The organism is Arthrobacter castelli DSM 16402, from assembly GCF_000430705.1.
Taxonomy (GTDB): Bacteria; Actinomycetota; Actinomycetes; order Actinomycetales; family Micrococcaceae; genus Arthrobacter_C; species Arthrobacter_C castelli.
Map to the genome: position 1 here is coordinate 192528 of NZ_AUMN01000002.1, position 15471 is coordinate 207998.

Annotated in this window: 15 protein-coding genes; 5 read left to right on the forward strand and 10 right to left on the reverse strand. The window is 62.4% G+C overall.

Going from position 1 to position 15471, the window contains the following annotated elements; genetic code table 11:
• Positions 1-102 precede the first annotated feature (102 nt).
• The gene (locus H535_RS0103445) at positions 103-786 is read left to right on the forward strand and encodes an endonuclease/exonuclease/phosphatase family protein (RefSeq protein ID WP_026818438.1); all 684 of its coding nucleotides are present in this window, start codon (positions 103-105) and stop codon (positions 784-786) included.
• A 119-nt stretch (positions 787-905) separates the two neighbouring features.
• Here H535_RS0103445 and betT read toward each other — a convergent pair whose 3' ends face one another.
• From betT to H535_RS0103495, 8 genes are all read right to left on the reverse strand, one after another.
• Positions 906-2933, reverse strand: a complete 2028-nt coding sequence (gene betT, locus H535_RS0103450; protein WP_026818439.1) for a choline BCCT transporter BetT — start codon at positions 2931-2933, stop codon at positions 906-908.
• Positions 2934-3202: 269 nt separating this feature from the next.
• The gene (locus H535_RS0103455) at positions 3203-3601 is read right to left on the reverse strand and encodes a DUF4260 family protein (protein ID WP_026818440.1); all 399 of its coding nucleotides are present in this window, start codon (positions 3599-3601) and stop codon (positions 3203-3205) included.
• 536 nt (positions 3602-4137) lie between these two features.
• On the reverse strand, positions 4138-4608 hold the full coding sequence (locus H535_RS0103465; protein WP_026818442.1) for a GNAT family N-acetyltransferase: 471 nt from the start codon (positions 4606-4608) through the stop codon (positions 4138-4140).
• Between the two features lie 30 nt (positions 4609-4638).
• Positions 4639-5100 carry a VOC family protein gene (locus H535_RS0103470; protein ID WP_026818443.1) on the reverse strand — a complete coding sequence of 154 codons (462 nt, stop codon included), beginning with the start codon at positions 5098-5100 and terminating at the stop codon, positions 4639-4641.
• Between the two features lie 119 nt (positions 5101-5219).
• Complete coding sequence (locus H535_RS0103475; protein ID WP_026818444.1) at positions 5220-7622, reverse strand: ATP-binding cassette domain-containing protein; 2403 nt, start codon at positions 7620-7622, stop codon at positions 5220-5222.
• A 170-nt stretch (positions 7623-7792) separates the two neighbouring features.
• Complete coding sequence (locus tag H535_RS0103485) at positions 7793-8035, reverse strand: DUF2630 family protein (protein WP_026818445.1); 243 nt, start codon at positions 8033-8035, stop codon at positions 7793-7795.
• A gap of 80 nt (positions 8036-8115) precedes the next feature.
• Entirely contained in the window at positions 8116-8580 is a 465-nt protein-coding gene (locus tag H535_RS0103490) for a hypothetical protein (protein ID WP_026818446.1), read from the reverse strand.
• A 28-nt stretch (positions 8581-8608) separates the two neighbouring features.
• On the reverse strand, positions 8609-10639 hold the full coding sequence (locus H535_RS0103495; protein WP_026818447.1) for a S9 family peptidase: 2031 nt from the start codon (positions 10637-10639) through the stop codon (positions 8609-8611).
• Between the two features lie 87 nt (positions 10640-10726).
• Here H535_RS0103495 and H535_RS0103500 point away from each other — a divergent pair, with 87 nt between their 5' ends.
• Positions 10727-11581, forward strand: coding sequence for a methyltransferase domain-containing protein (locus tag H535_RS0103500; RefSeq protein WP_026818448.1), 855 nt, complete (start codon positions 10727-10729; stop codon positions 11579-11581).
• A 10-nt stretch (positions 11582-11591) separates the two neighbouring features.
• On the opposite strand, the gene yczE is transcribed toward H535_RS0103500, so the two are convergent.
• The gene (yczE, locus tag H535_RS23260) at positions 11592-12227 is read right to left on the reverse strand and encodes a membrane protein YczE (RefSeq protein ID WP_051298442.1); all 636 of its coding nucleotides are present in this window, start codon (positions 12225-12227) and stop codon (positions 11592-11594) included.
• Between the two features lie 157 nt (positions 12228-12384).
• On the opposite strand from yczE, the gene H535_RS0103510 reads away from it, so the two are divergent.
• From H535_RS0103510 to H535_RS0103520, 3 genes are all read left to right on the forward strand, one after another.
• Positions 12385-12855 (forward strand): NfeD family protein, encoded by a 471-nt coding sequence (locus H535_RS0103510; protein ID WP_026818449.1) that lies wholly within the window; start codon positions 12385-12387, stop codon positions 12853-12855.
• 46 nt (positions 12856-12901) lie between these two features.
• Positions 12902-13804 (forward strand): SPFH domain-containing protein, encoded by a 903-nt coding sequence (locus tag H535_RS23265; protein ID WP_035768211.1) that lies wholly within the window; start codon positions 12902-12904, stop codon positions 13802-13804.
• Between the two features lie 201 nt (positions 13805-14005).
• Positions 14006-14353: an RNA polymerase-binding protein RbpA gene (locus H535_RS0103520; protein WP_026818450.1), complete on the forward strand. Its 348-nt coding sequence runs from the start codon at positions 14006-14008 to the stop codon at positions 14351-14353.
• 50 nt (positions 14354-14403) lie between these two features.
• On the opposite strand, the gene H535_RS0103525 is transcribed toward H535_RS0103520, so the two are convergent.
• Positions 14404-15159, reverse strand: coding sequence for a polyprenol monophosphomannose synthase (locus tag H535_RS0103525; RefSeq protein WP_026818451.1), 756 nt, complete (start codon positions 15157-15159; stop codon positions 14404-14406).
• Positions 15160-15471 lie beyond the last annotated feature (312 nt).

Here is a 15471-nt window from a genome sequence, read left to right on the forward strand (position 1 = left end):
ATCTTCCGGTGCCCGAGGCGAACTGCCCCGCAAGGGCCAGCCACCGCTTAGAATGATGTCTGGGTCCTGCCATCCGGAACTGCAGAAGAAGGTGCTCTCCTGATACGCGTCATCAGTTACAACTTGCGCAAGCACCGTGCCCGCGGCGAGCTGGAAGCCCTGGCCCGGGACTTTGATGCCGATCTGATCTGCCTGCAGGAGTGCCGGACTGAGGATCTGCCTGACATGCTCGGCACCCTCCAGCTGGCGGACACCACTAAGACCAACCGGCTGGGTTTGGCTGTCTACGCCCGCAAAGACCGCTTTACCATCAACGAGACACAATCCTTCGCGCTCAAGAAGTCCCTGCACGACAGGCTACTTTCACCCGCCCACGAGCGGCTCATCGGAACATCAGTGATGGACAACGAGACGAAGCATGAAGTGGTGATCGGAACCTTCCACGCAGCCCCTCTGACCGCTTCGAACTCCTTGCGCCGGCACCAAATACATCACGCCCACTCGGAATTGCACAGCTTGGGGGGAGTGGCCGCCGCAACACTCATGGTGGGGGATTTCAACTACCCCTTCTTTACCAGGAATCTCAACGCGCACATGGAACAGTCGGGCTACGATCTCTCGCTGAGCGATGAGCGGACCTACACCCGGTACATCGTCTTTCGCGGACATTTCGATTTCGCCACATCGCAGGGGATACGCGTCGGCAGTGTTGAGACATTGCCACGCGGCGATTCCGATCACCGGCCGATCCTGATCACTGCCGAATATATGCCGGCCGGCGAATAGCTCTTCAGCTGAATGCACGATTCCAGGGTGAAGGCCGTACGGCACCAACCAACCCGACCTGTACGACGTCGGAGCTTAAATCCTGCGGGCGGGGCGCTCCCGGCACCGCCCGCAGGACACTAATCGGCTAATCGCAGGAATTCCAAGTGCCGTTCGTAATGGTCGAGACAATCATGAATCAGCTGGGTCGTTGAGTAGCCCATGACATCGTAGTCCTGTCCGCCGTCGGACAGGTGCACCTCCAAACGCACGTACTCGTTACGGCCGACCATCCGACCGCCATAAGCCGGCATCGGAACGCTTTCGGCCTGCACTCGATACACGAACGGGAACTGGGGCGAATCAGTCGTAAGTTCTACGGCATTGTGGCCGGCCTCGCCCTCGGTGTGCACATGCGCCGGAACACCACGCTCAGTGAGCTCTTCAGAGACCTCCTGCAAGGCTGGCGTGACGACGTTGTCAAGATGGGCGCGGGCCCCGTCCATATCGACATAGTGGGTGGCGCGGGCCAGTCGGGTCTTCCACGTTTCCCGTTCTTCGAACCGTGCGGCCAGCACACGCGGTCGACTGCGCGGGGCGGAGTCGGCCCGAGTCGCCTCGAAACGCAACGCCTTCCGCAGACTGATCATCACCAAAATCAGGACCACCGAGAATGGCAAGGCGATGATGACCGTGGCATATTGAAGCGCCGTGATTCCGCCGACAAGAAGCATCCCGACGGTGAGCAAACCGGTGACCCCGGCCCACGTTATTCGCAACCATGGGGCGCAATCCTCCTTGACGTGACGCAACGACGAGGTCAAATTGCCCATCACCAACGACCCCGAGTCGGCCGAGGTGACGTAGAACAGCAAACCGACGAAGATCGCCACGCCGATGACCACACCGGAGAGCGGATACTGCTCCAGTAATCGGAAGAATCCGAGGCCGTTACCCGCCGCGGCCGTCTCGGCGAATTCCTCATCGCCGCTGCGGACCCGCTCCAATGCAGCATTACCAAAGACGGCGACCCACATCAGGATATAGCTGAATGGAATGACCAATGTACCCAGCACGAACTCGCGGATGGTCCGCCCCCGCGAAATCCGCGCCAGGAACATGCCGACGAACGACGCCCATGCAATCCACCATGCCCAGAAGAACAACGTCCACAGCGACATCCACGCGTCGACGTCGCGAAATGCGAAGGTCTCAAGCGTCTTTCCGGGGAACATGCTGATGAAGTCGCCAACGTTGGTGACAATGGCAGAGAGCAGGAATCCGGTTTTTCCGGTGATGACCACCCAGGCCGCCAGGGACACCGCGAGGATCACATTGATTTGGGAAAGCAGGCGAATACCCTTGTCGACACCCGTGGTGGCCGAGACCGCGGCCATCACAACCGCGAGGACAACGAGCCCGATTTGCGCGCCCGCCCCGATCGCGAGGCCGAACAAGATGTTCAAGCCGGCGTTGAGCAGCACCACGCCGATGCCCAGGCTGGTCGCAACGCCGAAGGTCGTGCCGAGAACGGTCGCCGTGTCGACCGCGTGACCGAGTACTCCGTTGATTCGACGCCCAAACAGCGGGTATAGAGCAGACCGCACCGCCAGCGGCAGATTCATGCGGTAGGCGAAGTATCCCAGTGCCATCCCCATCAGCGCGTACATTCCCCACCCGGTGATCCCGTAGTGGAAGAGCGTCCAGAACGTCGCTTCCCGCGCGGCCTCGACAGTCTCTCCCTGTCCAACAGGCGGACTAAAATACTGTGCCACCGGTTCGGAAACCGAAAAGAACATGAGGTCGGTGCCGATGCCTGCCGCAAACAGCATGGCGGCCCAGGAAAAGGTTGAAAACTCGGGTCGGGAATGATCCGGGCCGAGACGCACACGCCCAAACCGGGAAAACCCGAGGTAAATGACAAAAACCAGGATGACGGTCGCCAATAAGATGTAGAACCAGCCCAGGCCATTGGAGACCCAGGACACCATTGTGCCGATGACCGCTTCGGCTTGCTTCGGGACAATCAGCGTCCACAGTGCGACCGAGAGGATCCCGACAATCGAGGCGATGAAAACAGGCCACCGGACTGGAGCCGACCCCTTGAGCGTCTCGAGATCAGGGTCACCACCGTTTTTCCTGGCAGTTGGGGAGGTGGGTTCACTCATCGTCTTTGTAAGCTCCTTCGTCAGACTGTTCACAAACGGCGGTCGTCCCGGCGACCGTGAACTCGGGTGCTTGGCGTGGTGCGGCAGGCTGCGGATCGCAGTCGCTGCGAATACTACTGTCCCCCTCTACGAGGAGCGCCAGCACCCCCGCCGTCATCAGCCGTGGTCGTGAACTTCACGACGGCCGACAATTAGACTACTTCATCCATGATCGCCATTGAAGCAGAACGGGTACAGGTTGATTCACGATCCTGTAAAGATTGGCCTGATCATGAGGTGTCCTTGTCTCGGTCCTTACCGATCCATCCCATATGAGTGTGCGTAAACGCGTCGGGCAGCTTCAAACCAAATCCCAGCATCCGGTCCACCCCCACGTGGAATGCCCACGCGAAGGCGATGATGGCAAGCCACATCGACAGCACAGGGGAGAGGACGTTGAATATCAGCGCGGCCGCGGCCAGAACAGCGGGCCAGATGTAGGTATGGACCGCGTTATACCAAGTCGCACCGGTGGCAGGGGAGCGCAGATAGCCAAGTTGCGAGAGGTCGAAGACCAGGAAGGCGGCCAGCGGGAACCACCACCAGGCCGGGGCGATGACGATCGTCCCTATCAGGCAGAGGGTCGCGATCAGTCCACTCTCGAGTTGCTCAATCGTTTTGGGCTTCATGCCGCGCCGCCGGTGCGCGTCAGGGGTCCGGTCGTGTTGCGTCCATCACAGCGCATAGAACGCCATGACTGCCGCCAATACGATGAGGGGAGTAGCGGCCACATGCCACCCAACTGGACGACGCCACGAGCCATGCCAACAAACCCAGGCACGATGCCCATACCAGAATTGCGATGGGTCTGCTGACTGCTTCCTTCAAAGACGGTGGTGGAACCCATGGTTGAACTCTATGTCACACGGCTCTTGGCCGGCGGTAACCCAAAGTTCAGAATCGGCTCCGGTGGCGCCTCGGCAGTCCTGGGCTGTAGTGGCGTGGAGTGCGACAACTTGAAGGAAGCCATGGAAGTTGCCAAGCGAACGACGGCGTCAATAGATGTGCGGGCCGCGACCGGGCCAAAGGTTACGGTGACAATAGAGGATACAGGCAGCCACTCCAGCTTTACTTAACATAATGTGGATTATCGGCGTTTAGCTAAACCCAACGGATGTACGGAACCGACGGCGTGTGTCCTGACTCAGTTTTGTTGGCAAAAATCTCAATAGACATGGCAATCTACTGAAGGAATTTCTTCAAACCCGAACTTTTCGCAGAATCCTTTTGACAGAAACTCATTTTCGTGAAGATCCAACACCGGAAGCTTTCCTTGGCGCTGGATGTATTTAACTGCCTCTTTCAGCAGGTGTCTGCGTATGCCATATTCGTGTTTGTTGGGCCCGACAAAGAGCTTGCCAATGGAAAGCAGGTCATCAGTAACCTTACTAGCATGTTTGGCCAGATAGGATGCTGAAGCATTTTCAGTGGGACGATATATCTGTATGTGCCCCACCACATTCTTCGTAGGCACCACCGTCACTGGCGCACTGTCGAAAACCCAGGACTGTTCGGCATCGTACTCGTTGAGCCACTCTTTGAGGTCATTTCCTGCAAGGATGCCTGAGGGATAGTCCAAGTTCTCCAGAATCAGGCATAGCCCGTCAAGATCTTCTTCCCGTCGCTCACGGATCATCCTGCAGCGCCCGCCCCGTCGGCACCGGCATCAATCCAGGCAGAATTCGTTGCCCTCAGGGTCGGTCATCACGATGAAGCCAATGCTCATCGGAGGTTCCGGCTCATGCCGCCGGATCCGTTCTGCTCCCAGGGCAACAAGCCGCGTGCACTCTTCCTCCAGCGCCGCCATCCGCTCAGCTCCCCGCAAGTCCGTAGCCGTGCGCACGTCGAGATGGAGGCGGTTCTTGGCAATCTTGCCTTCAGGCACCTGCTGAAAGAAGATGCGTGGCCCTTGGCCGCCCGGGTCCTCGAGGGCCGAAGCCGAGTTTCGCTGCTCCTGCGGCACCCCGGCCTGCTCCAAAAAGTCGTCCCATGCGGCCAGCGGATCGGCGCCGCCAGGCAGCTCGATGCCGGGCGGAGCCGGATGAACATATCCGAGGACATCGCGCCAAAAAGTCGACAGCGTCCGCGGGTCATTGGCGTCGAAGGTGATCTGCACTTCCCGGCTCATGGGGGCCTCCAAATTCGTCGCAGTTGCCAGAGTGCGGTCGAGGCGCCTCAGGTCGAGTTCCTCGGTCTGCCGCAACGTCAGGCTATAACCCCTTGAGGACAATGACTGTCCGCAAGGGGTTATGGCACGGCGGCCGGAGACCCGGTGCCGACGTATGCGGCAAGGTGCTCGCCGGTGAGCGTGGACCTACTGGCCACAAGGTCGGCCGGCGTACCCTCGAAGACAACCCGGCCGCCGTCGTGACCGGCGCCGGGGCCAAGGTCTATGATCCAGTCGGCGTGGGCCATCACCGCCTGATGATGCTCGATGACAATGACAGATTTGCCCGAGTCAACCAACCTGTCGAGCAGTCCGAGCAACTGCTCGACGTCGGCCAGGTGCAGTCCCGTGGTCGGCTCATCAAGCACGTAGACACCGCCCTTCTCCCCCATGTGCGTGGCCAGCTTGAGCCGCTGACGTTCACCGCCGGAGAGCGTCGTCAGTGGTTGGCCGAGGGTCAAGTAACCGAGTCCGACGTCGGCGAGCCGGTCGAGAATCTTGTGCGCGGCCGGCGTACGCGCCTCTCCCCCGCCGAAAAACTCTTCGGCCTGGTCGACAGACATCGACAGCACCTCGCTGATGTCCTTGCCGCCGAGCTCGTATTCCAGCACGGCAGCCTGGAACCGCTTTCCACCGCATTCCTCGCACGTGGTGGCGACGGTTTCCATCACACCCAACTCGGTGTAGATCACTCCGGCACCGTTGCAGGTGGGGCAAGCACCCTCTGAATTGGCGCTGAACAGCGCCGGCTTGACGCCATTGGCCTTTGCGAAGGCCTTGCGGATCGGCTCCAGCAAGCCCGTATAGGTGGCAGGGTTGGAGCGCCGGGACCCCTTGATGCCGGCCTGGTCGATGATGATCACACCGTCGCGGCCGGCGAGATGACCGTGGATCAGCGAACTTTTTCCGGAACCGGCCACGCCGGTGACGACCGTGAGCACGCCGGTCGGGACATCGACGTCGACATCCTGCAGGTTGTTCTGCCGGGCGCCCCGGATCTCCAGGACACCGTCCGCCTTGCGTACTGAATCCTTGAGGCTGGCCCGGTCGTCGAGATGACGGCCGGTGATCGTCTCGCTCTCCCGGAGCCCCTCGACAGTGCCCTCGAACACCAATTCGCCACCGGATGTGCCGGCTCCGGGACCAAGATCCACCACGTGGTCGGCGATGGCGATGCTCTCCGGTTTGTGCTCCACGACCAGCACGGTGTTGCCCTTGTCCCGCAGCCGCAGCAGCAGATCGTTCATCCGGGCGATGTCATGCGGGTGCAAGCCTATGGTGGGTTCGTCGAAGACATAGGTGACGTCGGTCAGCGACGATCCGAGATGGCGGATCATCTTAGTGCGCTGGGCCTCTCCCCCGGACAATGTGCCTGCCGGCCGTTCCAGGCTGAGGTAGCCGAGCCCGATTTCGACGAACGAGTCGAGCGTCTCCCCCAACGTCGTCAGCAACGGACCCACGGACGGCTCATCGAGCCCGCGAACCCACTCGGCCAGGTCGTTGATCTGCATGGAACATGCGTCGGCAATGCTGATCCCGTTGATTTTCGAGGAGCGGGCAGCTTCACTGAGCCGGGTTCCGCCGCATTCGCCACAGGCCGTGAACGTGATGGCGCGGTCGACGAAGGCCCGGATGTGCGGCTGCATCGCTTCCCGGTCTTTCGAGAGCATCGACTTCTGGATCTTCGGGATCAACCCCTCGTAGGTCAGGTTGACGCCTTCGACCTTGATCTTGGTCGGCTCCTTGTAGAGCAGGTCGTCCAGTTCCTTCGGCGCGTAGTCCCGGATCGGCTTGTCCAGGTCCAGACCCGCCCCGCGCAGCAGGCGGCCCTGCCAGCCGCTCATGGTGTAGCCGGGGATGGTCAGTGCTTCCTCGTTCAGCGACTTGTCGTCGTCGTAGAGCTGGGTCAGGTCGAAATCCGTCACCCGTCCGGTGCCCTCGCACTTCGGGCACATGCCGCCGGTGATGTTGAAATCCCGCCGTTCTTTGACCTTCTTTCCGCCCTTTTCGAAGGTGACGGCCCCCGCGCCGCTGATGGAGGCCACATTGAACGAGAACGCCTGCGGGGATCCGACATGCGGCTGCCCCAGCCGGCTGAACAGGATACGCAGCAGCGCGTTGGCGTCAGTGGCGGTACCGACCGTCGAGCGCGGATTCGCGCCCATGCGCTCCTGGTCGACGATGATCGCCGTCGTTAGTCCCTCGAGTACGTCGACGTCGGGACGCGCCTGGGTCGGCATGAAACCCTGCAGGAACGCGCTGTAAGTCTCGTTGATCATCCGGCGCGACTCTGCGGCGATGGTGGCGAACACCAGCGAGCTCTTGCCCGAACCGGACACGCCGGTGAAGACGGTCAGCCGGCGCTTCGGGATCTCGACATCAATATTCTTCAGGTTGTTCTCGCGCGCGCCGTGCACGCGGAGCAGGTCGTGGCTGTCGGCAACATGTACGCCCGGCGGCTGGGTTTGGGTTGCTGTACTCACGTCTCTCCTTTGTCGGCTCTTCGTCACCCGCGGCGCGCCGCTGGCGGGATGGCGCTGGTGCCGGTTGGTTCGATCATACTGGAGCCGGACCCGCCGGCCCGGGGCCTGCTCCTGATCCGGATCGGGAGCAGCCCCCGAAGGGTCCTGGAAGACGCAGTCGCCCCCGTTATTTACTGGCGGTAACCTTCCACTTGGTTCACCGGACGTGCCGAGGCGTCTTCGGGGTCGTCACCGGCATGCTGCTTGGCCCGCCGCTGGCGCAACAAGTCCCAGCACTGGTCGAGCTGTTCCTCCACATGCCTCAGTTCGGCCTGGCCGGCCTCCCTGTCCTCTTCGGAACCCAGGGATTCGCGAAGTTGCCGTTCCTGCTCCACCAAGGCCTGGATCTGGTGTTGAATGTTTTGATTGTCCACCTGAGCCGTCCCTCCGCCATGTCACGCGCATCGTCGTTGACAGGCTACTTAGTATTGCTCGCATGGTAAAGGGCGCGCTATTAGTGCGCCGCTTCACGATTCACTTTCTGCCATACCTGAGCCTTGAGAAACGTCACGCCCAACAAAGTTCCCACACCCAACGCCAGCAGGAATGGGCCCAGAGTGATCAGGGACTGGCCGTAGGTCATCAGCTGGAACGGGCTCTGCTGGGTCTGCATCGAGGTCGCCATCATTTGCATGTTCACCAACTGCCCGCCCGCAAATATGGAGACGATGCCGGCCGCAATGAGCACCAGTCCCGAGATCATCAGCACCAGAACATAGGGATTGGATCCGGCAGCCGCCCCGGGCGGAGTTCCGTGAGCCTGCCCGTCGTCAGGCACACGCTCGCCCTGGGCCGTCACCGGCGAGACCTCCACCGGTTCCGGTTCGGCCTCCGGTTGCGGCTGTGCCACCGGCGGCTGCTGTTTATGTCCTGAGTCTGCCCCGTCACGCTGATATATCGGGTCGTACCGGTAATCCATGGTGTCCCCCTTGGGTAATCGGCCGCGGTCAGAGGTGATTCTGCGCCGTGGGCAGGTGCTTGGCCCACCAGCTCAGAATAGCCTCAAACCGCTGCCTGCGGTGGTGGGGAGTCCCGGCACGGGACAGCTCGTGGTTCTCGCCGGGAAAGACAACCATTTCGGTCTCGATCCCGCGCTGCTTCAGGGCCGTGTAATAGCGGTGCGCCTGTTCCAGCGGGCACCGCAGGTCCTCTTCGGAATGGATGACCAGGGCCGGGGTCTGCACCTTGCCGATATGGGCGAAGGGGTTCTGGTTGGCCACTTGTTCCGGGTCGCTGCCGGTGTATTCGTTGGAGAAGAACCAGCCGATATCGGACGAGCCCACGAACGACGGCGGGTCGAGGTACCCGCGTTCAATGATCGCGGCGGTGAAGCGATGGTCCTGGCAGATGGTCCAGGCAGTCAGGTAGCCACCGTAGGAACCACCCATGACGCCCAGCCGGGTGTGGTCCAGCCGGCCGAATTCAGCGAGGGCACCCTCCAGGAACCCCAGCACGTCCATCAGGTCAACGCTGCCCATCGCCCCCTTGATGGCCCGTCCGTGCCGCTGGCCGTAGCCTGCGGCCCCGCGCGGGTTGGACAGCAATACGGCGTAGCCGGCGTCGACGTACACCTGTGCCTCGTCGAAAAGCCCCCAGCCGTACTGGGCGTAGGGCCCGCCATGGATATTGAGCAATACCGGGTGCGGCCCCTCCCCTTCAGGCAGCATCACCCATCCGTGCACCGGATAGCCGTCGGCCGCGTGGTACGTCACCTCGCGGACGGGCGTGACACCCGCCTCGTCCCGCAGCCGGGCGGAAAAATCCGTCAACCGGCGCAACCCGTCCGCCTCCGCCACGGCAACGTCGCCGGCGGTTTCCGGATCCGTATAACTGACGACAACGGCGCCGCCGCCCGCGCCCGCGCCGGTCATCACCTGCGAGCCGCCGGCAAGCACTTCAGTGCCGCCGTCGGCCCCCACCTGCAACAGCTCGACGGCGCCGCGGGTGTTGTTGGCGACCAGCACCGAGTCCGGGCCGATCAGCTGGAGGCCTCCCGCTGTTCCGCCAAGGTCTATCGTTTCCGGGTCGGTCAGCCGTTTCGCCTCAGCAGGACGGTAAATGGGCGCCGCGTAGAGACCCTCGTTTCTGGCCACAAAATCGATTCCAGTCTGAGAAAGCTCACTTGCCAGATAGAACAGCCACTTGCCATCAGCCGAGATCCGCGCATCGGACGCGCCGATGATGGGACCTGACAGATTGGTCAGCTGCTGCCGTCCGGAACCGTCCAGGGCGATCGAATAGATGTCGCTCCGCAGGTCGGTGTCCCGCTCCGCGTGGAGGCTGGCCGCGAACAGAATCTGCTGGCCATCCGGGCTGAAGACCGGCCCGTCGTGGTCGGCATCGGCATCCGTCAACTGCATGCTCGGCGGCACTGCCGTAAATGCCTCGTCCCCGTTGGCCTGACGCTCCTCCTTCGCCCGTCCAACAGGCTCGACCGGCGGCTCCTCATCCAATGCCGGCAGGTTCACCAGGAACAACTGGTTCCGCTTGTCGCTGGTGTAACCCGTGCCATTCATCCGGAACTTCAAGGTATCGATGTGCCGGGCGTCCTCGGCCCCGGCGCCGACACCGTCAACGGTGCCATAGCGGCCGTGTTCAGCGACCCTGGCGGTATAGACGATCTGCGTCGAATCGGCCGACCATTCGAACGAATTCACTCCCAGATGCTGTTCGGTCAGCGCCTGCGCCTCGGAACCGGACGCGTCCATCACGTGCAATTGGGGCTTATCCCCTTGCGCCGCGCGGAGGAAGGCCAGGGTCGCGCCGTCGGGAGAGAATTTGGGCGACGTGTCCCGGAATCCGCGGCTGATCCGCCGCGCGTCGGCCCCGGCCGGATCAAGTTGCGCCTCCCACAGCTGTCCAACATACGTGTCGCCGTCGAAATCCGGGCGGGTCACGGCAACGACGGCGCGGTCCCCGGAGGGATGAACGGTGGGTGCGGAGACTGAGTTGAGCAGGTGCAGATGTTTAGCTTTCACACTGTGAGCCTAATCTCATCACAGCCGCCGCTTCAATTTGGCTCCTGCATCCGCTGCCGGGCCGGGCGCAGGCATAGGATGACAGGGATGGACGCGACGCTGACTCAACTGCTGCGCTGCCCCGTTTGCGCCGCAGGGATCACGGCCGACGACGGCGGGTCAGCGGCGGGACTCATCTGCCGTTCGGGGCACAGGTTTGACCGCGCCCGCCAGGGGTACTTCAACCTGCTGACCGGACGGGCGAGTTCATTCGTCCCCGACACCGCGGAGATGGTGGCGGCCCGCGCCGACTTCCTGTCCGCCGGCCATTACGACCGGCTGGCCACCGCAATAGCCGATGAAACGGTTGCCGCATCCCGCGGCAAACAGCGGCCGGCGATCCTCGATGCCGGAGCGGGGACCGGATTCCACCTCGACCGCGTGCTGCAGGATCTTCCCACTGCCCGGGCTGTGGCGATGGATATCTCGAAGTTCGCGCTGCGCCGTGCCGCCCGCGCCGTTCCCGGCGCGTTGTGCCTCGTGTGGGATGTATGGCGCCCGCTGCCGGTGCCCACCGGGGCCGTCGACGTCATCGTCAATGTCTTTGCCCCGCGCCATGTGGAGGAGTTCGCCCGGGTCCTCTCCGGCAGCGGCAGGCTGCTGGTCGTCACCCCGCGTCCCGGCCACCTGGCGGAAATCAGGTCGGTGGCCTCCCTGCTGGACGTTCCGCCGGAGAAAACCGCGAAACTGAACCGCGCCCTGGAGGGCCACTTTGCCCCGGAGTCGCACCGGGATATCGAGTTCAGCCTGGAACTGTCCCCGGCCGATATCCGGCTGGCCGCGTTAATGGGTCCGTCGGCCCACCACTTGGATCGAGCGGTGCTGGACGGTCAGCTGCGGGGCCACCCGGAGCGGACAACCGTTACCGCCGCATTCCGGTTGTCGGTATATGCACCGGCCTGAGAGCCGCCGGTCAGTTCGGGGCCGCGGTCCGCCGCGGCGGTTTATCCAGTTCAACGGAGAGCAATTTCAGCGCCTGCTGAACCAGCGGGCCGATGAAGACGGCGAAGACAACGGTGCCGATGCCCACCACTCCCCCGAGCGACCACCCGACTATGACGACCAGAAGTTCCAGCGAGGTGCGCACCACCCATACCGGCGCTCCGGTGACGCGCACCAGCCCCGTCATCAGCCCGTCGCGTGGCCCCGGCCCCATTCCGGCTCCGATATACAGCGCGCTCGCCAGCGCCAGCATCAACAATCCGGCCAAAAACATGGCAGCCTGCAACAACAGCGGAGAGGGAGTGTCGAGCACCAGCATGGCCAGATCGGCAAAGATGCCCACCAGCACCGCATTGGCAACGGTACCGAACCCGGGCCGCTGTTTCAGCGGGATCCACAACAGCAACACCGTCGCACTGATGGCGATAGTGGCGGCGCCGAAGCTGATGCCGACGGTGCGGGACACTCCCTGGCCAAAAACGTCCCACGGGGAGGAGCCCAGGCTGGCGCGGATCATCAGGGCTATCGCGGTGCCGTACAGGAAGAGGCCGGTGAACAGTCGTCCCAGACGCACGCCAAGATGACCACTGACCAGTATCGCCTGCATGTCCTCCAACTTTCCGCTGCCAATATCCTCGCATAAGCGTTTCGACCCAACAGCTATTCCAATGGGTGGTCCGGATCACAAACTTCAGGCATGATGGGAACATCAGGTTCCGTCGGCTTCACCTCGAAGTCAACGGAAGGATTGAGGGGAATTAGCGATGCTCGACTGGATCGTGCAGAACGTTTGGTTGCTGTGGCTCGTCCTGTTCCTGGTGCTGGCCGCCGTCGAAATGATCACCCTGGACCTGATGTTCCTGATGCTCTCTGTTGGCGCCCTGGCAGCTCTGGCGGCCTCCTTTGTCACCGGCTCGTTTTTCATCCAGTGCATTGTGTTCTGCATCGTTGCGTTGGCCATGATTTTGTTTGTCCGGCCGGTGGCCCTGCGGCACTTGAAAAAGGGGCCGCCTGAACAACGTTCCAATATCGACCGGCTGATCGGCGAGATGGCCCTGACCCTGGAGCCCGTTTCGGCCGCTTCGGGCATCGTCAAGATTGGCGGCGATACATGGTCGGCCCGGGTCGCTTCAGAGGGTGAAATCCCGGCCGGCCGGAAGGTGTCGGTGACCCGGATTGAAGGGGCAACGGCAATAGTCACCGCCGTCAGCGACACCACCGCCTCCGGACCGTAAACCGAAGCCTGCTGACTCATCAGGTGCCCTGCAACAGAGAGAAAATATGAACACCGGTTCGATCGCCCTCACCATTGTCCTGATTGCCCTGGTCGTCTTCGTGGTGATCGTGCTGGTGCGTGCCGTCCGCATCATCCCTCAGGCACGTGCCGGCGTCGTCGAGCGGCTGGGCAAGTATCAGCGCACGCTGAACCCCGGCCTGACGATTCTGATTCCCTTCGTCGACCGATTGCTGCCGCTGCTGGATCTGCGTGAACAGGTGGTCTCATTCCCGCCCCAGCCGGTCATCACCGAGGACAACCTCGTCGTCTCAATCGACACCGTCGTCTACTTCCAGGTCACGGATGCGCGGGCAGCGACCTACGAAATCGCCAACTACATCCAGGCCGTCGAACAGCTGACCACCACCACCCTGCGTAACGTCGTCGGCGGGCTGAACCTCGAAGAGGCGCTGACCTCCCGCGACCAGATCAACGGCCAGCTGCGAGGTGTACTGGATGAAGCCACCGGCCGGTGGGGTATCCGGGTCTCACGTGTAGAGCTCAAGGCCATCGACCCGCCGAAATCGATTCAGGATTCCATGGAGAAGCAAATGCGGGCCGAGCGGGACCGCCGGGCCGCCATTCTCACGGCCGAGGGCACCAAGCAGTCCGAGATCCTCACCGCCGAAGGCCAGCGCCAGGCATCTATCCTGGCCGCTGAGGGCGACGCCAAGGCCGCGATCCTCCGGGCGGACGGTGAAGCCCAGGCCATCGGCAAGGTGTTCGATGCCATTCACCAGGGCAATCCAACCCAGAAGCTGCTGGCCTACCAGTACCTGCAAACGCTGCCCAAGCTCGCGGACGGGGATTCCAACAAGTTGTGGATCATCCCCAGTGAGGTGGGCGAGGCGCTCAAGGGGATCGGCGACGTGCTGGGCACACCCGACACCGGTGACAGCGTGCGCTGATCGGGTGCCGTCAACCTCTGTGCGCTGACCGGCGACCCCACCTGTACTGGATGTGCCGGACGTACTGGATGTACAGGATGTGCACTGCCGGTCCTGTTGGGCCGTATAATGGAATGTTTGCTCCCACTGTGCGGCGCGCGGAACATATTCGGCCCGTCCGGCGTTGCACATAGTGACCTGAAATTCGATGTAGGAGAGATGATGAGCGACCGCAGCTTGCGAGGAATGCGTCTCGGTGCGCAGAGCATGGAGACCGAGTCGGGCGTTGAGCCGGCACCGCGGCAGCGCATCGAGTATCGTTGCGCCGATGGCGAGTCAGTGTTCGTCACCTTCGCAGCCGAAGCGGAGATTCCTTCGGTGTGGGTGTCCAAGACCGGCAAGGAAGCCCTGCTGGTCGACGGCGAGAAGCCGGTCAATCCCAACGAGAAGCCCGTGCGTACCCACTGGGACATGTTGCTGGAGCGCCGCTCCTCGGAGGAACTTGAGCAGATTCTCGAGGATCGGCTCAATGAGCTTCGCCGGCGCCGGGGGCAACCAACCTCGGCCTGAAGTTTCGGCACGTTTCCTGGAATGCCGGTGGCTCCGTGAGCCACCGGCATTCAACGCTTAACCCGCCGGTCCGGCCCCCGCAGCAGCCGCCTCAGCAGCTTGCCATGGGTCACCAGTCCCCACTGGGTGATCCGCAGCATTGACTCGACAATTATCCGGCCGCTCATTTTCGAGTTCCCATACTCGCGTTCGACGAAAGTGATAGGCACTTCGGTGATCCGCAGCCCGAGCTGGGAAACTTTCCAGGCCAGATCCACCTGGAAGCAGTAGCCGACGGACTCAACGGCGCTCAAATCGAGCATGGCCAACGTCTGCCGGCGGAAGGCGCGGAATCCGCCGGTCATATCCCGGACGGAGGTGCGCAGCACCAGCTTCGAATACATACATCCGGCCCGGGACAAGAGTTTGCGGGGCAGCGGCCAATTCACCACTCTCCCGCCGGGCACCCACCGGGAACCAATGGCCAGATCGACTCCGGCCTCGACGGCCTCGAGCAACTGCGGGAGTTGTTCGGGCTGGTGCGACCCGTCAGCGTCCATTTCGACCATCACGTCATACCCGGCGTCCTCCGCCCAGCGGAAACCTGCGAGATAGGCGGCGCCCAGACCTTCTTTGCCCTGCCGGTGGATGGTGTGAATCCGGCTGTCGGACGCGGCCAGCGTCGCGGCAAGTTCCCCGGTGCCGTCCGGGCTGTTGTCGTCGATCACAAGGATATCCGACTCGGGCACCGATGAGCGCAGCCGGGTGATTGTTTGTTGGAGCGACTCGATTTCGTTGTACGTCGGAATGATGGTGACGACGCGCACTGATGAGCCTTTCTCCTGAAGGACAGAACTGCCAGTATAGGCGAAACGCATAAATGGGTAGGTTCACGCGCCTTCGGACCATTGCCGCTGAAGTCGTATCGCTCCAACGGCCCTGTTTTCTACTGACGTGTGAACCTACCCGTTAGAAAAACCGCGGCCACAAGCCACGGTCAGGCCCCTCCCCACTGGGGTAACGGAACCTGTTGAGCCTTCAGCTTACGTGCTGTGCAGGACGTGTCAACATGGCTCTGACCTGCAGATTCAGGCGGAACCGCAGGTCAGCGCGGGGTCGTCGGCAACCGGCATAAAGCG